Raw genomic sequence first — 17,411 nt, 5'->3', positions numbered from 1 at the left:
AGCGTTTTCGTGGGCGAAAGCCTTGTTGCGTCGATTACAATTTTAATCGATTTCAAGACAAATCCGCGTCAAATTTTATGCGCATTCGAATCTGTTTTTAGTCGAGTTTTCTCGGCATTTGAATCAACTAAGCCTTTAATTCTATTATGTAATTTTGCGTGAGATAAAAACGTCTGTGCCATTGTCACCTCAACTTACGGGGAGACGGCAATGACAACTGCGAACATCCTGAAAGGCGGCCTTCTGGCCGGTGCCATCATGATGGCAATGGCGGGTTCGGGACAGGCGATGCCCGCCAGCATGGCCCTGGCAGGCAATGCCAGCCCGCCGATCGGACACTACGAATTCTGCAAGGCGAATCCGACGGAATGTGTCGAAGTCGGCGGCGATGCCGGACCGGCGATCCTCACTGAAGATCGCTGGAAGGAAATTCTCAAGGTCAACTACACTGTCAATTCGACGATTCAGCCGATGACGGATGAGCAGATCTACGGGGTCGAGGAGCGCTGGGCCTATCCGCGCACCGTCGGCGACTGCGAGGATTACGCCCTGCTGAAGCGCAAGATGCTGATCGACGACGGTTTCTCGCCGTCCGACACGCTGATCACCGTCGTGCTGCAGCCGAATGGCGAAGGCCATGCCGTGCTGACTGTTCGTACCGATCATGGCGACTTCATTCTCGACAACATGCGCAACAAGGTTCTGCTGTGGTCGGACACCGAATACACCTATCTGAAGCGCCAGTCCGCCGACGATCCGGCCCGCTGGTCGAAGCTTCAGGATGGCCGCGCTGTCGCGGTCGGTAGCGTCAAGTAAGAACAGCCTGCCGGCCATTGCCGGTTGCTGCCTGCGGCCCGGTCAGTCCCCGCATCCCGTCCCCGACCGGTGCCCAAGAGCCGTTCCCGCTGTCCCGGGAACGGCTCGCCCCATTTAAAGACTTCCCCATCAGCGCATTAGCGGATTATTAACCATGCCGGTTCGATTATGGTGATGAGATTCATCATCGGCACCGGCGGCTCATGTTCCTCCTGCGGCGGACCGAAACCCGAAGAACCGCCATGAGCCATGCCGCGCACAGCGCACCCGACGAGCAGCCGCTTCTTTCCATGGGGTTTCTCCTCCGCACGATGGCGGTGATCTCAGTCATGGCGGTCTTGACCGTTGCCATCAGCATCGGCGGCCGTTGGTTCGGCCGGCATATCTCGCTTGCCGGCAACACCGACAGCACGGTGGAAATCAAGCTGGCCATCGGCCGCGACACCGTCAAATTCCCCGAGAATGCCATCCGTTTCCCGAGTCAAAGGCATGAAGGCGCCGCCGAGCGCGTCGATCTCTACCTCGCCTGGCCGGAAATGCAGGGTTACGGCAAGGAAAATCACCTTCGATTCGACGATATCGCTCAATCCTCCGGGCTGATCTTCCTGCAGATCACCCAGAGCACCATGTCGCGCGACATGTCCGGGCGGCTGGAGCCGATCTATTCGCATCTGCTCGAAGGACCTGCGGAGCCCTTCCGCGACGGGCTGACGCTGCACCGTCTTCGCGCCGATGCGGGTTACGGCGACGAGGTGCTGCTGACGGCGCCCGTCAAGGGCGGGCCGGATTACGTCGTGCGCTGCATATTGCCGTCAGCCCCGGATAAGGCAGCGGGCGGAGATTGTCAGCGCGATATCAAAGTCGGTCGAGATCTCAGCGTTCTCTACCGCTTCTCAAGCAGCCATCTCGACGACTGGGAACATATTGATGCCGCTATCCGCACCTTTGTAGACGCGCGTCTTGTGAACCGTTCTGCGACAAGTCCCTGAAATGCTCTCCGGACAGCGAAATAAAGGATTCATCATAAACGGATTGGTAACGCCCAACCGGTAATTTTAGAAGACGAGCTGTGCGGCGGGAGGTGTGCGGTTCCTGCCAAAAACTGAAGTGCCAAATATCTGAAATGCAAGCGAAGAGTGGAATAGTGTCAAGGTCAGTCTCCTCCGTATCATCGTCCCGATCCGGCAGTTTTTTCGCAAGGCTGCTGGCGGTCCTTTCGGTGGCCATCACGATCGTTGTGGTCGATTCGGTGAATGCCGACGCGGAAGCGGCAAATCCGAAATATGCAGGCATCGTCGTCGACGCCAAGACCGGCAACGTTCTCTACAGTGAGAACGCCGACCGGCTGCAATACCCCGCCTCCCTGACCAAGATGATGACCCTCTACATGACCTTCGAGGCATTGGAGCAGGGTCGCATCCGTCTCGATACGCCGGTTCCCTTCTCCGCCCATGCGTCAGCCCAGGCGCCGACCAAGCTCGGCGTCCGCGCCGGCGGTACGATCACCGTCGAGCAGGGCATTCTCGGTCTCGTCACCCTGTCGGCCAATGATGCGGCAACGGCGCTCGGCGAGATGCTGGGCGGCGGCAGCGAGGATCGCTTCGCCCAATTGATGACCGCCAAGGCGCATGCGCTCGGCATGACGCGCACCACCTATCGCAATGCCAACGGCCTGCCGAATACGGCGCAGATGACGACAGCGCGCGACCAGGCCCGCCTCGGCATCGCCCTTCGCCAGCATTTCCCGCAATATTACGGCTATTTCTCTACCCGTGCCTTCAAGTTCGGCAGCCGGACGATCCGCAGCCACAACCGCCTGGTCGGTTCAGTGCGCGGCGTCGACGGCATCAAGACCGGTTACACGCGGGCTGCCGGTTTCAATCTGGTCAGCTCGGTGCAGGTCGATGGCAAAACGATCGTCGGCGTCGTGATGGGTGGCGCCTCGACGCCTGCCCGCGATGCCCAGATGCGCAATCTGATCGCCACCTATCTGCCGAAGGCATCGAGCCGTGGCGGATCGTCGGCGCTGATCGCCCAGGCAGCCCCTGCCCCGGCGATGATCGTGACGCCGGCTCCGGTCCAGCCCAAGAAGGCTCAGCAAATGGCGAAGACCATCACCGCAGCCCAGCCGCCGGTTTCGGCGGCCGCTGCCGATCTCAGCCTGCCGCACAAAGGCCCGCTGCCGGATGCGCGCTATCAGGTCGCCGAGACCGAGGTCGCCTATGCCGAGACCGCTGCGCCGAATTCCGACAATCCGCTGGTAGCCCAGCCGATGCCGGCGCCGACCAAGGTCAAGACCATGACCTTCAAGCAGCAGGCAGCGGTCGCCGCACCAAAGCCGACGCCCGCATCTATGCCGACGGAACAGGGCGAGACGTCGGTCGATAACCTCACCACTGCGTCGACCACTCCCTCCCCGACTCGTGCTGCTTCAACCAGCAACGGTCCGACCGGCTGGGTGGTGCAAGTCGGCGTCTCGCCGAGCCGGCAGATGGCCATGGACCTCCTGGAGGGCGCCAAGAGCAAGGGCGGCAAGGCATTGGCCTCGGCAAAACCTTTCGCGGTCGCCTACGCCGCTGGTGGTGACCAGCTTTACCGCGCCCGCTTCGGCGGCTTCGACGATCAGCGCGATGCCGTCAACGCTTGCAAGGCCTTGAAGAAGGCCGGCATCAAGTGCTGGGCGGCTGCACAATGAGCTATTCGATGCTGCCTGCAAGATGGCCGGCGGCATCGGTGACGGCCGGAATCGGTGTTTGCGTTTCCGGCCACCGTTCTTGAACTCGATCAGTATTGCGTACGGGGAAAACAATGGCGATCAATGAGAATGTTCCGGGAATGCCTTCAGACCGCCGCATGGCGGCCAAGGGGCGCTCATCTCTGCATCCGCTGCACGAGGCGGCTTTGCGCCTCGCCGAGATCGGCCTGCAACGGCCGAAGGCGAAGTCTCCGAAGACCCGGGATCTCATCAATCTGCTGCTGTGCCATGGTGCACGCGCCTGGCGCTATTCCCAGCCTGAAGCCCGCATCCATCTGCATGTGACCTCGCCGGATGGCAGCGCACCGGTGCAGTTGCGCCTACGCTGAACTGCACTGGACCGCGCGCCCGAAAGGCCGCGCGGAGGACGTTCAATCCACGCATGAACCTTTCCGGAAATCGGCTCCGATTTTCGGGGATTAGAGCAGACCAAGGTCCGTAAGCTCGCGGCGGAGATCCGCGGGCATTTCGGCAATGCCGGCGCCGAGGCTTGTCAGGTCGCGCGGCACGTCGTCCTCAGTGTAATAACGCCAGCCCTGGAAGGGACGTTTCGGCTGTACGGCCGTCTCTATGACCTCCGGGCCGAGCATCAGGCGGCAGCGCGAAATCCCCTCGCCGTCGGTGAAGGTCTCGATGTCGAGCAGCTTCTGCCGGGCCTGCACCTGCCCCTTGATCACCCAGTAGAGCGAGCCGCCGTCAAGCAGTTCCTCCATACGCTTCGGCGCCATACGCGTCGTATGCACCGAATGCGGCTCGAGCCCGGCGGCGATGGCGCGCAGCGAGCGTTCCGCCACCCATTCGCGCAGATCGTCTATCGAATCGGCGCCGACACAGAGTTTGATGAGATGCAATGCCATGCTGCCGTTGAAATCCTTTTGGCAGCGAGCGTCAAGCGCCAAGCATGCAGCGTCCACAAACTCAGCATTCGACGACGTTGACGGCGAGCCCCCCGGTCGAGGTTTCCTTATATTTCTCGCTCATATCATGCCCGGTCTGGCGCATTGTCTCGATGCAAGCGTCGAGCGGCACGAAATGCTGGCCGTCGCCCTTGATGGCGAGCGAGGCCGCCGTGACGGCCTTGACGGCGCCGAGCGCGTTGCGCTCGATGCAGGGAACCTGCACGAGGCCCGCGATCGGATCGCAGGTCATGCCGAGATGATGTTCGAGCGCGATTTCGGCGGCGTTCTCGATCTGCTCCGGCGTCCCGCCCATGACCGCGGCAAGGCCCGCGGCAGCCATCGCCGCCGCCGACCCCACCTCGCCCTGACAGCCGACCTCGGCGCCCGAGATCGAGGCATTGTGCTTGATGATGCCGCCGATGTAGGCTGCCGTCAGCAGATAGTCGCGGATGCCGTTCTGGTCCCAGTCCTCGTGGAAATGCTCGTAATAGCGGATCGTCGCCGGAATGACGCCGGCCGCCCCGTTGGTCGGCGCCGTGACGACGCGCCCGCCGGCCGCATTCTCTTCGTTGACGGCCATCGCATAGACGCTCAGCCAGTCGTTGGCGAGCAGCGGGTTGATGCGGTTGCTGCGCCATTCCTCTTCCAGCTTGTCGTGAATCCTGCGCGCGCGCCGCTTGACGTTGAGGCCTCCCGGCATGATGCCCTCGACCTTGAGGCCGCGCTCGATGCAGGAGCGCATCGCCTCCCAGATGCGGTCAAGCCCCTGGTCGAGTGCCTCTTGGCTGCGCTGGCTCTCCTCGTTCGCCCGTTTCATCTGGGCGATCGACAACCCCGAGCGCTCCGCCATCTCGAGCATCTGCTTGGCGGTGGAGAAGGGATAGGGCACACGCGTGCCGCCGGGCGCGTTCTTCTTCGCCCGCATCTGCTCCAGCTCGGTGTCGGTGACGACGAAGCCGCCGCCGACCGAATAATAGATGCGCTTGACGAGCAGCCGGCCGTCCCTGTCATAGGCGGAAAAGACCATGCCGTTGGCATGGCCGGGCAGCGGCTGTTTCTTGTCGAAGATCAGGTCGATTTTCGGCTGGAATTGATAGGCGGGATGGCCCTCCGGCGTGATGCGGCCGGTGCGCTCCACCGTGTCGACGATGCCGTCCATCTTGTCGGGATCGACGCTGTCGGGCGCCTCGCCCATCAGCCCGAGAATGACAGCCCTGCCCGTGCCGTGGCCGATACCGGTATGGGCGAGTGAGCCGTGCAGGCTGACCTTGATGGCTGTGACCTGCGCGCCAGATGACGGCCGCGGCCATTCGTTCGAGAGGATCAGCTCGAGAAACCGGTTGGCCGCCGACATCGGACCCATCGTGTGTGAGCTCGACGGCCCGACACCAATCTTGAAGACATCGAATACCGAGAGAAACATGGGTGCGCCTTCTGAATACGAGGATGCAAGCTTAAGCGAGGTCGGTTTCGAATCCGTGCAGCACACCGACATCGCATGGAGCCGGTGCGACATTCCGGCTGCACACTGGAGCGCCGCGTGTCCAATAGGACGCGCAGGCACTTTGAGTGTGCGCATAATCCTTCCCGAAAATCGAATCCGATTTTCGGGGTCATGCCCTAAACCAAGTGGTCCGCCTTGCCACTCATTGCTGCATTCAATGAAACCTATGCGGCGGAAGAACTGGTAGCCTTATCTTGACAGTCTGCCCCGACTCCCAATGTCCTGCTGACGTCGATGCTAGACGACACCTTGCAGATTGGGAGATTGGACACATGGCGCTCAAACGGATGGACAACGTGGGAATCGTCGTCGATGACCTCGAAGAGACGATTGATTTCTTTCGCGACCTCGGCCTCGAGCTCGAAGGGCGGGCCATGATCGAAGGAGAATGGGCTGGACGTGTCACTGGACTGGGCGATCAGCACGTCGAGATTGCCATGATGCGCACGCCTGATGGCCACAGCCGGCTCGAGCTCTCCCGCTTCCTCAGGCCGCCTGCCGTTGCGGATCACCGCAATGCCCCGGTGAACGCTCTAGGCTACCTCCGCGTCATGTTCGCCCTTGATGACATCGACGAGACGCTTGAGAGGCTCAGCAAGCGCGGCGCGCAGCTCGTCGGCGAAGTCGTGGACTATCAAGACACCTATCGGCTCTGCTACATCCGCGGGCCTGGAGGGGTTCTCATCGGACTCGCCCAAGAGCTTAGCTGAGCTATGCGCGACGCTTCTCGTCGCGTTCATCTTGAATGACCGTGCCGTCGGCGCCATCCCGGGGTTCGGGCGTCGTCGAGATTTGTCGTTGATCGTCCATGGTTGACGTTGCCCCGCGCAGCAGGCGCTTTTCGATCTCCTGAAGGTCGAGAATTGCGCGGTCCATTTGGTCGGCCGGAGTTTCGCGCGAAACCAGACGCCAGCGATTATCCTGCCATATCAGGACCAGCAACCGCCGGCCTGGAACCTCTATCGTCTCATGGATGAACCATGCCCCGACGACCGCAACGCAAAGCGTCACCACGATGAGCGCCGGTTCGGGCATCAAGGCATCAAAGGTCAAACGCGCCAGGAACATGGTGGGGACATGGAAAAGGTAAAGTGAAAAACTGATCTTTCCGAAAAACCGTACTGGTGCAGCTGCCAGGACACGGGTTGTGATGGGAGGCTGTCGAGCGACGAGCCCGACAATGACGGCTGCGGCCACGGCACTTTGCAGGCTCCAAAATTCCGGGGAAAAGCCGGGCAAGATATGCCGGTAAGTGAAAAACACCGCCAGAAGGAAAAGCGTTGAAATGCCTGTGAGGGCAGATGGAATCCAGCTGTTCCAGTAGGAATGCATGATCCCGGCAAGTGCGCCGAAAAGAAAGTAAGGAAGCTTGGAGACGAGCACTATTCCCGGACCTGGCAATTCAACCAGGCCATCCACGACGACGGCCACCGTGAGGCCGACAATCATGCCGCTATAGCGGCGCGGCTGGGCCAGGCAGAGCCACAGGACGGGAAAGAGCAGATAGAATTGGATCTCGGGTGGTATCGACCAGAAAACACCACTCGAGCCGAGAAGAAAGACATGGCGCACAAAATCCGTGCCGCCAGCGATCGGCTGAACAAAATCCAGATTCTGCATGCTCGACAGCATCGCTACGAGAACGACGGCCACCAGGTAAACCGGATAGATGCGGGCAAAGCGGCTCACAAGAAAATCCAGCACATTTTCTCTCGTGACCGGCCGTGATCCGTAGAGGTGAGCCATCAGGAAGCCGCTGAGAGCAAAAAACAAACCGACAGCTTCGTCGCCCATCGTCACGAGATGCGGAGCTGTGATCGGAAAAATAAGGCCAACATGGGCTCCAACGACCAGAAGCGCAGCGACACCGCGCAGGCCATCAAGACTCGGGATGTAATCCGGCCGACTCATGGGTCACTTTTGAATTCGGAGTTCAGGTTCAGTCCTGAAGAATTGGCCATCACGACTTTAAAAGCGGTTAACGCGGCGCCCTGCTGGTGCGCCTCTAGACTGGCCTCGCGCCAGCGTGCATCGTCAGAACGAAAAATTGCTTTGGAAAACGGGACCACTTCTCCATGCCAGCCACCAACCGCATCGCCCTCTCCAGCGACCACGCCGCCATTCAGCTCCGGCAGGCCATTGCCGGTCATATCGCGGCGCAAGGCTGGATAGCGGTCGATATCGGACCGACAACGCCGGAGAGCACACACTATCCTCAGCACGGTGAAGCGGCGGCGCGGCTCGTCGCCTCCGGCGATTGCCGGTTTGGCATCATTCTATGCGGCACCGGCCAGGGCATCATGATGGCGGCGAACAAGGTAAAGGGCATCCGTTGCGGCGTGTGCGTCGACACTTTCTCGGCCCGCATGATCCGCCAGCACAACGATGCCAACATGCTTTCGATTGGCGTGCGCGTAGTCGGCGAAGGGCTGGCACTCGATATCGTGGATGCGTTCCTGACCGCTCGTTTCGAGGGCGGCCGGCATGCGACGCGGGTGGGGATGATTGAGGCGCTGGAGGGGTAGCGCCTTCCTTTCTTTGGGTCGCCGCCCCGAATCCGCAAGCTGACGGATGACCGCATTGCTGTCGTTCGTTCCAGAAGATGCCGGTCGGCTATCCACCAAGCCTTGTCGTTTCCCGACGGCTCGATTAAGCCGAACTGCCGCATGGCCGAAAGCCCGCGTAAAGCCGCCGAACTCGGCCATGCGGCATAATCCGACTTGCGGCATAGTGGCCGCGTTCATGCGGAGACTGAATCACTGATGACGACGGCGGATTATATCGCTCTGGCTTTCTTTGCCTTTGTCTGGATGGGCTATTCCTGGCTGCTGCATGGCCGTACCTTCTTCGGGCGCACCAGCCTGACCCATGCGATGACCGAACGGCGCCGGGAATGGATCTACAATTCGCTGCGCCGCGACCTGAAGATGATCGACACGCAGATCATGGCCGGCCTGCAGAACGGCACCGCCTTCTTTGCTTCGACCTCGATCTTCGCGATCGGCAGCTGCTTTGCTTTGCTCGGCGCGACGGAGAAGGTCGACGCCGTCTTCGCCGACCTGCCCTTCGTCTTCCATGGCGGCCATGCCGTCTTCGAGATGAAGGTCGGCGGCCTGGCAGCGCTTTTCGGCTATGCCTTCTTCAAATTCGGCTGGTCCTACCGGCTGTTCAACTACTGCACCATCCTCTTCGGCTCGATCCCGATGATGCGCGACACCGAGCGCGACGTCATCGCCGCCGAGCGGGCCGCCGAACGCGTCATCCGCATGAACGTCATTGCCGGCAGCAATTTCAACGAGGGCCTCAGGGCGATCTTCCTGTCGATCGGCTATCTCGGCTGGTTCATCAACCCCTATGTCTTCATGCTGACGACGGCGATCGTCATCTTCGTGCTGACACGCCGGCAATTTTTCTCGCAGGCGCGACTGGCGATCATGGATACCGGCCCGCCATCAAATCTCCACCTTTCTGCTATTCGCCGCGATAGGCCGTCGAGCGACGGAAATGATTTGTCCGAGGGACTTTGATGACATTGCCGGCAAGGGAAGCCGATGCGGCGGCAAAACCGCCGCGCATCGGTCTATTGGATACGGCGCGCGGCGTCGCGCTGATCGCCATGGCGAGCTACCATTTCAGCTGGGACATGGAGTTCATGGGCTATCTCGCGCCAGGCACGGCCGAGACCGGCTGGCTGAAGATCTATGCCCGAGCGATCGCCACGACCTTTCTCTTCATCGTCGGCATCAGCCTGGTGCTGTCGAGCAAGCCCGAGATTCGCTGGCCCTCCTTCTGGAAGCGCTTCGGCATGATCGCCGCGGCAGCCGCGGTGATCTCGATCGCCACGCGCATCGCGATGCCGAACGAATGGATCTATTTCGGCATCCTGCATTGTATCGCGGTGCTCACGCTCATCGGCGTCGTTTTCTTGAGACTGCCGCTCGCCTTCACGCTCATCGCCACGCTCGCGCTCTTTGCCGCCTGGATCACCGATAATTTCGGGCCACCCGGCCTGCTTCGCTCATCCTTCTTCGATCCGCGCTATCTCGCCTGGATCGGCCTTGCCGTGGCGCCGGAACGGTCCAACGACTATGTGCCGCTGTTTCCCTGGGCAACGCCCTTCTTCGCCGGATTGAGTATTGCCTCGATCGCCCTCAGAACCAGGCTGCTGCACCGGCTTGCCGCCGTCGGCACCGGCTCCTGGTGGCCGGCAAGGCTCGGCCGCCACAGCCTTGCCTTCTATCTGATCCATCAGCCGATATTGATCGCCATCGCCTATGGGATTTCGCTCGTCGTCCCGCCGCAGGCGCCGGATCCGGTCGCAACTTACCTAAGGCAATGCAACGCCTCTTGCGTCATGCAGCAAGGCGAAGCGCTCTGCCACAGCTTCTGCCAATGCACGCTGGGGAAATTGCAGGCGCAAGCCCTGTTCACGCCGCTGCAGGAGGGCGCGATCGATATACAGAACGACGAGCGGGTCCAGACGATCGCTGCCGAATGCAGCGCCGAGGCTGAATGAGTTCACCGACAATACGGCGCGTGATCAGGTGGTGACGCCGATTTCGGCAAGGCGGCCGAGGCAGGTCTCTTCGATAGCGTCGAGTTCCGCCAGCGTGTCGTCGATATCCTTGCGCTTCTGGCGCAGGTCGTCGCGCTTCTCGTCGACGCGCTTCATCAGGAGCTTCAACTGGCCGAGTTCGCCCGGCGGTTCTTTGTAAACCTGGATGATCTCGCGGATCTCCGCGATGGTGAAGCCGATGCGCCGGCCGCGCAGGATTTCGCCGATCAGCCGCCGGTCGGCTTGCCGGAACAGACGCGTGCGCCCGCGCCGCTCCGGATGGATCAGTCCCTCGTCCTCGTAGAAGCGGAGCGTGCGCGTCGAGACCCCGAATTCGCGCGTCAGTTCCGTTATGCTATAATATTTGTTCACCGGCATGTGTTCCCCGTCGTCGGACAGACGATAATATTGACTTTTACGTAATAGTCAATTTTTGGGCGGTTCAGATGCCGAACCACCATGTGGCGATACCAAGAAAGGCGAAGAAGCCGGTACAGTCCGTCACCGTCGTGACGAAGACGGAAGAGGCGATCGCCGGGTCGGCCCCCATCTTGTCGAGCAGCAGCGGCAGCAGGATGCCGGCAAGGGCCGCCGCTATCAGATTAATCATCATCGCCGCCGCAATCACCCCACCGAGCTGGTAGTCGTGGAACCAGGTCCCGGCGATCGCGCCCATGATCGTCGCGAAGACGACGCCGTTGAGGATGCCGACGCCCGCCTCCCTGCGGATGATGCGGCCGGCATTGTAGATGTCGAGGTCGCGGGTCGCGAGCGCGCGCACCGTCACCGTCATCGTCTGCGTGCCGGCATTGCCGCCCATCGAGGCGACGATCGGCATCAGCACGGCAAGCGCGATCATCTTCTCGATCGAGCCGTCGAACAGCCCGATGACGCTGGCCGACAGCATCGCCGTGCCGAGGTTGATCAAAAGCCACAGGAAGCGCGAACGCACCGTCGAGAGCACATTGTCGGACAGCTCTTCGTCGCCGACGCCGCCGAGGCGCTTGATGTCCTCGTCCGCCTCCTCGTGGATGACGTCGACGACGTCATCGATGGTCAGCACGCCGACCAGCCGGCCGTTTTCGTCGACGACGGCGGCCGAGAGAAGGTCGTACTGCTCGAAGAGCTGGGCCGCCTCCTCCTGGTCCATCTCGGCCGGAACCGGATGGTTGGTCTCACGCATGATCTGCTCGATCTTCGTCTGCCGCTTGGTGCGCAGGATCTGGTCCAGATCGACGGCGCCGAGCAGCTTGAAGGTCGGATCGATGACGAAGATCTGCGAGAAGGAATAGGGCAGATCCTCCTCGTCGCGCATGTAGTCGATCGTCTGACCGACCGTCCAGAACGGCGGCACGGCGACGAATTCCGTCTGCATGCGGCGCCCGGCCGAGCTTTCGGGATAGTCGAGCGCCCGGCGCAGCCGCACCCGCTCGGTGAACGGCAGCTGGGCGAGGATCTCTTCCCGGTCTTCCTTGTCGAGGTCTTCGAGAATGTAGACGGCATCGTCCGAATCGAGCTCACCGATCGCGGCGGCGATCTGCGCGTTCGGCATCTGGTCGACGATTTCGCGGCGGATCGCCTCGTCGACCTCGGTCAGCGCCGTCATATCGAAATCGTCGCCGAGCAGGCGCACCAGCGCCAGGCGCTGATCCGGCTGGATCGATTCCAGCAGGTCGCCTATTTCCGATTCATGCAGGCGGGCAACGTTCTGGCGCAGGAACAGCGTGTCGCGGTCGGCGATCGCAGCACCCACGAGCGCCAGGAAATCGCCGCGGACATTGCCGTCCTCGTCGTAGATATCGGCTTCCTCGTCATCGGGACGCCTGCGAATGCGGTCTTCCCCATCGGTCGTCGTCATCTGCCGCCCTCGCATCTGGTTCGAATTTCAACGACTGCCGCGCCGCATTCGCAAATGTCGGCCGAAAACACATTGTCAACAAGCGGATAAGCGAATCCCGCGCGAGGCTCCCGCAGCCGGAATTCTTGGCCCCTGCTAGCCCAAAGCATCCGTGTCGTAAAGCGGCAAACCGTGCTTCGTGATGACAATGCACGCGGCCGGCGATAGTTTCCTCACCCGTCCAAGCAGAGGAAGCCTGCCCCATGCCCATCCGTCCGATTCTGCGTTATCCGCATCCGGGCCTCAAAACTGTCTGCGCGCCGGTGACGGTCTTCGATTCCTCGCTCACAGCGCTTGCTGAGGACCTGCTGGCGACGATGCGCGCAGCCCCCGGCGTCGGCATCACCGCCGCCCATATCGGCGTCTTCAGCCGTGTCACGGTGCTGGAGCTCGACAAGGCCGACGGCGTGCGCCTTTACGTCAATCCTCATATCACCTGGTTTTCGAAGGAGATGATGAACCATACCGAAGGTAGCGTCTCGATGCCCGGCGCGACAGACGAGATCACGCGCCCACGGGCGATCCGCTTCCGCTATCAGGATACCGAGGGCGCGGTGCACGAGGACGGTGCCGAAGATTTCCTCGCCATCTGCATCCAGCACGAAGTCGACCAGCTCGACGGCATTTTCTGGCTGCAGCGCCTCTCACGGCTGAAGCGCGACCGTCTGGTGAAGAAATGGGAGAAGGCACAGGGCTGACAATCACGGCTGACAAATCGCCGTCTGCACCGAACCATTCGCCGCTGCCGGCGTTTCCAGCAAAGAAACAAGGAGCGAGTGCAATGGCAAGGATCGGTGACAAGACCCAGTTTTCCCGGGAGAAGCCTGAGCTTTCCCGGGAGGAAGATTATCGCGACCTCGAAGAGCGCAATCTCGACGAAGGCTGGCCCTATGCCGATGGCAGCGGCGCAGACACCGGCGGTCCGGATAATCGTCCTTACGGCGAGACCACGGCCAATTTCGACAGCGATCCCAACAAGGGCTTCCGGATAGATGGCACGGATGAAGACGGCAACGAGAACCGCCTGAAAGATTCGCTGCGCGCAGATACAATCGACCGCGGTGAAAGCGACGACCTCGAAGCGCGGGTGAACGACAATCTCGAAAACATTCCCGAGGTTGATATCGACAGCATCGAGGTTCACGCAGACGGTCACGTCGTCACCCTGAAAGGATCGGTGGAAACGATCGGCATCGCCCGCAAGGTCGAACTCGGCGCGCTTTCGGTCGACGGCGTCCATCATGTCCGCAATAAGTTGCAGCTGACCGGTGTTGACGCGCATATCCCGAACGAGGACTAACGCATTACGCACAGCGCAAATCATCAACGGGAGGGCTGCCGCCTTCCGTTGATGATCGTTCTCAACATTACCAAAAGTTAACAATTTACGATTGTAGCAACAACTGTCTTATTCACGAGACCAATTGCCAATTTCTGTTAGGCGGCTTCTGTCACGAGAACGTCAATTCCGTTGACAACACTGTGATTTCATTCGGACAAATGGTCGCGGCTGCGTCGCCATATTATCACAAAATTGCCTGAATTGGGGCGCGAACTCGTGTGTGCCGAGGGTGAGTTTATGTTGTCGAGTTCAACAGCAGATTGAGGAGATAGACCCATGCGCATCAAATTTGCCCTTGCCGCGTCCCTGTTCGCCGTCAGCCTTGCAGGCGCTGCCTTCGCACAGCCGACCTATTCCAGCGATTACACCAACGACAGCGACGGCTTCGCCCCGAGCCCGATGTCGAAGCCCGCTCCTGTCCACTACAGCAGCCGCAAGGCCCCGGCCTATTCCAGCGACTACACCAACGACAGCGACGGCTTCGCCCCGAGCGCCATGGCGTCTCCTGTCGTCGACAAGACCGCAACGGCCAGCATCAACTCCCTGCCCCCATGCCACAGCATGATTGGCCCCAAGGGCTCCCACACCAAGGGTGCAGACAGCGGCGCCTCCCGCACCGAAGCATGCCGCGCGACGCATTGATCCATAAAAGACCGGGATTCGATAAAAGAAAGGGCCGGAAATCGGCCCTTCTCTTTTCAATCCATCTCTACATGCCCGGCGAGCGGTTCCCTAAAGCGTCAGGTTTCGCCCGTCGTTTCGCCGAAAACCGCTTCGAAGGCGGCGCGCAGCCGGATATCGACATCAGCCATCATTACAGGCAGGCCCAGATCGACGAGGCTGGTCACGCCATAGGCTGATATCCCGCAGGGCACGATGCCGTCGAAATGATCGAGATCGGGGTCGACGTTGAGCGACAGTCCGTGGAAGGTCACCCATTTCCGCAGCCTTATGCCGAGGGCGGCGATCTTGTCCTCGGCCATCGTCCCATCGGCCAGCAACGGCTTTTCCAGCCGGCGCACCCAGACGCCGACGCGATCTTCACGTCGCTCCCCGCGCACATTCATCATGTCCAGCGTGCGGATGACGACATCTTCGAGAGCGGCGACGAAGGCGCGCACGTCCTGACGCCGCCTCTTCAGATCGAGCATGACATAAGCGACGCGCTGGCCGGGTCCATGATAGGTGTATTCACCGCCACGCCCGGTCGCAAAGACCGGAAACCGGTTCGGCTGGACGAGGTCCCTCGCATTGGCGCTGGTGCCGGCGGTATAGAGCGGCGGATGTTCGACGAGCCAGACGAGTTCATCACCGCCATCGGCGATTATCGCCACCTCGCGCTCCATCGTCTCCACCGCCTCCTCATAGGGAACGAGACCGTCGGCGATGCGCCAGCGTACCGGCCGGGTTCCGAGTTGGGGAAGCATGGAAAATTCGAGATCGGTTCGAAGCATGGCCATTCCTTGCCGCTCTCCCGAAATGCCAGAAAAAAGGGGCGGCAGCACAGCTATATGGACCCGTTTCGGGGCCAATTCAAATGCTGTGAGCGGTTTTCAAAAAAACTGTCATATCGCCCTTGTGCACCCCAGATGCTTTTGCTACATGCTGCCCCGCCGACGCAAATCGGCACCTACCACGATGCGGTCGTGGCGGAATTGGTAGACGCGCAGCGTTGAGGTCGCTGTGGGGCAACCCGTGGAAGTTCGAGTCTTCTCGACCGCACCATTTTCCCTTCAGGGAAACGCTCTCTAAGCGACGATTTCGTTTTCACCTCGAAGCCATTCGCGATTGCTCGGCTTGATTGCCCGGCCTTCCCGTGGTTGATGGCGTCATCCTCGCAAGAATCAGCAGCCATGTCAGAGCCCCATCAAAATTCCCTGCAGGGCATGGCCATCATGTCCGGCGCCATGCTCATCCTGCCGATCATGGATGCCATCGCCAAATACATGGCGACCTTCGAAGCGATGTCGCCGGGTCAGGTGACCTTCTATCGATTCTTCTTCCAGATCGCCTGCACCCTGCCGATTCTTTTCGCCCTTTTCGGCCTGAAGGCGCTTTCGGCGCAACGGCCGTGGATGAACCTGTTGCGCGGTGCGCTGCATGGTGGTGCGAGCCTGCTTTTCTTCGTCGCCGTCAAATACATGCCGCTTGCCGATGTCTTCGCCATCTATTTCGTCGAGCCCTTCATGCTGACCGCCCTGTCGGCGCTGTTTCTCGGAGAGAAGGTCGGCTGGCGGCGCTGGACGGCGATTGTCGTCGGTTTCGGCGGCGCGATGATCGTCATTCAGCCGAGCTACGAGATTTTCGGCCTGAAGGCGCTGCTACCGGTCGCCTGCGCCTTTCTGTTCTCGCTCTATCTCTTCCTCAACCGCGCCATCGGCGAGGCCGATTCGCCGCTGACCATGCAGACGATGGCCGGCATCGGCGGAACAGTGTTCATGGCGGCCGCCCTTTTCCTCGGCAACAGTTCCGGCAATGCCGATTTTGCAGTCTCTCTGCCCTCCTCCAGCCTCGGCCTTGTCCTGCTTCTCGCCCTTGGCTCGATCTCGGGATATGCGCATATGCTCGTCGTCCGGGCTTTTCGTCTCGCGCCCTTGTCGCTGCTTGCGCCATTCCAGTACTTCGAGATCATCTCGGCGACCGTTCTCGGCTATGCGCTATTCAACGATTTCCCGAGCTTTTCCAAATGGATCGGCATCTTCATCATCGTTGCGTCAGGCCTCTTCATCATCTGGCGCGAGCGGCTGCAGGCGCAATCGTTAAGATCTTCCTGACCTCGGGAATATCGGGTTAACTCCTCTTCTTGAGGGATCGTCAATTCGCAGACGGTAAAACTGTCTCCGGTTTCATGATGAAGCCTGGAGTTAAAACATGAGCGAATTTCGTCTCGCTTTTCCGGCCTGTGTCGTGGCCGGCAAGCATCGGCTGACGGCCGAAGATATAGTACTGTTGCGCAAACATAGTTTTCCGGAGGGTATCCGGACATCCGACGATGTCGTGGCGATGTTGGCGCTCAATAATTCCTGCCCTGAAAAATGTGCCGACTGGAACGCTTTCTTCGTGGAGCAGCTCGCCGGTTTCATTGTCCGTTACACCTATCCGCAGGGCTCGCTGGATGAAATCAACGTCGCTTGGATCATGCGCATGTTCACGACCGATGGTGTCGTCAACTCGGCGCTCGAGCTCGAGCTCATTCTCCACGTCATGGAGATTTCGGCCGATGTCCCAGTCGAGTTGAGAGCGCTCGCCCTCGATCAGCTCCGCCTGGCGATCACCGACAATATCGGTGGCTACAAGCTGTCGCGCGCCATCGATCGCAGGGGCATCACCCGTCAGGACATCGACTATGCGATGCGCATCTTCAGAAGCGTCGCCGAAGGCGGCACCATCCCGGTCTCGTCTGTCGAATACGGCGTTCTCCAGCAGATCGAGCAGGCAACGCTGCGCGGCGCCAATCATCCGCACTGGGCGGGGATCATGGCTGCCGTCGAGCTGCGCGACTATGCCGAGCCGCGGCGCAGCCGCTGGCTGCGCATCGTCGACGAGGAACCCGTCGCAGAAGCTGCCGTCGCCTGACGCTCCGCAAGCCTGATTGTGCGTTCCGGTGTTTTGTGCGTAAAACTCCGGGATGCATTTCTGGGTG

At 60.7% G+C, this 17,411-nt stretch carries 19 protein-coding genes and 1 tRNA gene; 14 read left to right on the top strand and 6 right to left on the bottom strand.

Features of this window, described 5'->3' with window-relative positions:
* Positions 1-210: 210 nt before the first annotated feature.
* The 4 genes from HX899_RS23300 to HX899_RS23285 all read left to right on the top strand — a co-directional run bounded on the left by HX899_RS23300 (position 211) and on the right by HX899_RS23285 (position 3,900).
* Positions 211-816 carry a transglutaminase-like cysteine peptidase gene (locus HX899_RS23300; RefSeq protein ID WP_011652094.1) on the top strand — a complete coding sequence of 202 codons (606 nt, stop codon included), beginning with the start codon at positions 211-213 and terminating at the stop codon, positions 814-816.
* Positions 817-1,019: 203 nt separating this feature from the next.
* On the top strand, positions 1,020-1,805 hold the full coding sequence (locus HX899_RS23295; protein ID WP_181293497.1) for a hypothetical protein: 786 nt from the start codon (positions 1,020-1,022) through the stop codon (positions 1,803-1,805).
* 134 nt (positions 1,806-1,939) lie between these two features.
* Positions 1,940-3,511 (top strand): serine hydrolase, encoded by a 1,572-nt coding sequence (locus HX899_RS23290; RefSeq protein WP_138389129.1) that lies wholly within the window; start codon positions 1,940-1,942, stop codon positions 3,509-3,511.
* Between the two features lie 113 nt (positions 3,512-3,624).
* A complete protein-coding gene (locus tag HX899_RS23285; protein ID WP_003539905.1) occupies positions 3,625-3,900 on the top strand; it encodes a hypothetical protein in 276 nt (91 codons plus the stop codon).
* A gap of 90 nt (positions 3,901-3,990) precedes the next feature.
* Here the strand turns inward: HX899_RS23285 and HX899_RS23280 are convergent, their stop codons facing one another.
* Together HX899_RS23280 and HX899_RS23275 are read right to left on the bottom strand one after the other, a co-directional pair.
* Positions 3,991-4,428 (bottom strand): DUF1489 family protein, encoded by a 438-nt coding sequence (locus tag HX899_RS23280; protein WP_003559632.1) that lies wholly within the window; start codon positions 4,426-4,428, stop codon positions 3,991-3,993.
* A gap of 61 nt (positions 4,429-4,489) precedes the next feature.
* Positions 4,490-5,893 (bottom strand): L-serine ammonia-lyase, encoded by a 1,404-nt coding sequence (locus HX899_RS23275; RefSeq protein ID WP_181293496.1) that lies wholly within the window; start codon positions 5,891-5,893, stop codon positions 4,490-4,492.
* A gap of 353 nt (positions 5,894-6,246) precedes the next feature.
* Between HX899_RS23275 and HX899_RS23270 the strand changes: the two genes are divergently transcribed.
* Entirely contained in the window at positions 6,247-6,684 is a 438-nt protein-coding gene (locus tag HX899_RS23270) for a VOC family protein (protein WP_181293495.1), read from the top strand.
* Between the two features lies 1 nt (position 6,685).
* Here the strand turns inward: HX899_RS23270 and HX899_RS23265 are convergent, their stop codons facing one another.
* Positions 6,686-7,885: an acyltransferase gene (locus HX899_RS23265; protein WP_138389127.1), complete on the bottom strand. Its 1,200-nt coding sequence runs from the start codon at positions 7,883-7,885 to the stop codon at positions 6,686-6,688.
* A 164-nt stretch (positions 7,886-8,049) separates the two neighbouring features.
* Here HX899_RS23265 and rpiB point away from each other — a divergent pair, with 164 nt between their 5' ends.
* The 3 genes from rpiB to HX899_RS23250 all read left to right on the top strand — a co-directional run bounded on the left by rpiB (position 8,050) and on the right by HX899_RS23250 (position 10,490).
* Positions 8,050-8,499: a ribose 5-phosphate isomerase B gene (gene rpiB, locus HX899_RS23260; RefSeq protein WP_181293494.1), complete on the top strand. Its 450-nt coding sequence runs from the start codon at positions 8,050-8,052 to the stop codon at positions 8,497-8,499.
* Positions 8,500-8,736: 237 nt separating this feature from the next.
* On the top strand, positions 8,737-9,501 hold the full coding sequence (locus HX899_RS23255) for a DUF599 domain-containing protein (RefSeq protein WP_028741294.1): 765 nt from the start codon (positions 8,737-8,739) through the stop codon (positions 9,499-9,501).
* Entirely contained in the window at positions 9,501-10,490 is a 990-nt protein-coding gene (locus tag HX899_RS23250; RefSeq protein ID WP_181293493.1) for a heparan-alpha-glucosaminide N-acetyltransferase, read from the top strand. The genes HX899_RS23255 and HX899_RS23250 overlap by 1 nt, the downstream gene beginning before the upstream one ends.
* A gap of 24 nt (positions 10,491-10,514) precedes the next feature.
* On the opposite strand, the gene HX899_RS23245 is transcribed toward HX899_RS23250, so the two are convergent.
* Together HX899_RS23245 and mgtE are read right to left on the bottom strand one after the other, a co-directional pair.
* A complete protein-coding gene (locus tag HX899_RS23245) occupies positions 10,515-10,907 on the bottom strand; it encodes a MerR family DNA-binding transcriptional regulator (RefSeq protein WP_011652104.1) in 393 nt (130 codons plus the stop codon).
* 64 nt (positions 10,908-10,971) lie between these two features.
* Positions 10,972-12,387, bottom strand: a complete 1,416-nt coding sequence (gene mgtE, locus HX899_RS23240) for a magnesium transporter (RefSeq protein WP_138329365.1) — start codon at positions 12,385-12,387, stop codon at positions 10,972-10,974.
* Between the two features lie 242 nt (positions 12,388-12,629).
* Between mgtE and HX899_RS23235 the strand changes: the two genes are divergently transcribed.
* The 3 genes from HX899_RS23235 to HX899_RS23225 all read left to right on the top strand — a co-directional run bounded on the left by HX899_RS23235 (position 12,630) and on the right by HX899_RS23225 (position 14,410).
* A complete protein-coding gene (locus HX899_RS23235) occupies positions 12,630-13,124 on the top strand; it encodes a peptide deformylase (RefSeq protein ID WP_138329364.1) in 495 nt (164 codons plus the stop codon).
* A gap of 83 nt (positions 13,125-13,207) precedes the next feature.
* Positions 13,208-13,726, top strand: a complete 519-nt coding sequence (locus HX899_RS23230; RefSeq protein ID WP_138329363.1) for a BON domain-containing protein — start codon at positions 13,208-13,210, stop codon at positions 13,724-13,726.
* Between the two features lie 318 nt (positions 13,727-14,044).
* On the top strand, positions 14,045-14,410 hold the full coding sequence (locus HX899_RS23225; protein WP_138329362.1) for a hypothetical protein: 366 nt from the start codon (positions 14,045-14,047) through the stop codon (positions 14,408-14,410).
* A 98-nt stretch (positions 14,411-14,508) separates the two neighbouring features.
* On the opposite strand, the gene lipB is transcribed toward HX899_RS23225, so the two are convergent.
* On the bottom strand, positions 14,509-15,228 hold the full coding sequence (gene lipB / locus HX899_RS23220; protein ID WP_062944327.1) for a lipoyl(octanoyl) transferase LipB: 720 nt from the start codon (positions 15,226-15,228) through the stop codon (positions 14,509-14,511).
* Between the two features lie 180 nt (positions 15,229-15,408).
* Between lipB and HX899_RS23215 the strand changes: the two genes are divergently transcribed.
* The 3 genes from HX899_RS23215 (at position 15,409) to HX899_RS23205 (ending at position 17,344) form a co-directional block, all read left to right on the top strand.
* Positions 15,409-15,493 (top strand) — tRNA-Leu (locus tag HX899_RS23215).
* Between the two features lie 98 nt (positions 15,494-15,591).
* Positions 15,592-16,542, top strand: coding sequence for a DMT family transporter (locus tag HX899_RS23210; protein ID WP_171598747.1), 951 nt, complete (start codon positions 15,592-15,594; stop codon positions 16,540-16,542).
* Between the two features lie 97 nt (positions 16,543-16,639).
* Positions 16,640-17,344 carry a hypothetical protein gene (locus HX899_RS23205; protein WP_138389121.1) on the top strand — a complete coding sequence of 235 codons (705 nt, stop codon included), beginning with the start codon at positions 16,640-16,642 and terminating at the stop codon, positions 17,342-17,344.
* The last annotated feature ends 67 nt before the right edge of the window (positions 17,345-17,411 follow it).

This window comes from Rhizobium sp. WYCCWR 11146 (genome assembly GCF_013591995.1).
Lineage (GTDB): Bacteria > Pseudomonadota > Alphaproteobacteria > Rhizobiales > Rhizobiaceae > Rhizobium > Rhizobium indicum.
Note: the sequence above shows the minus strand (reverse complement) of the source record. Positions and strands in the feature narration are given on the sequence as shown.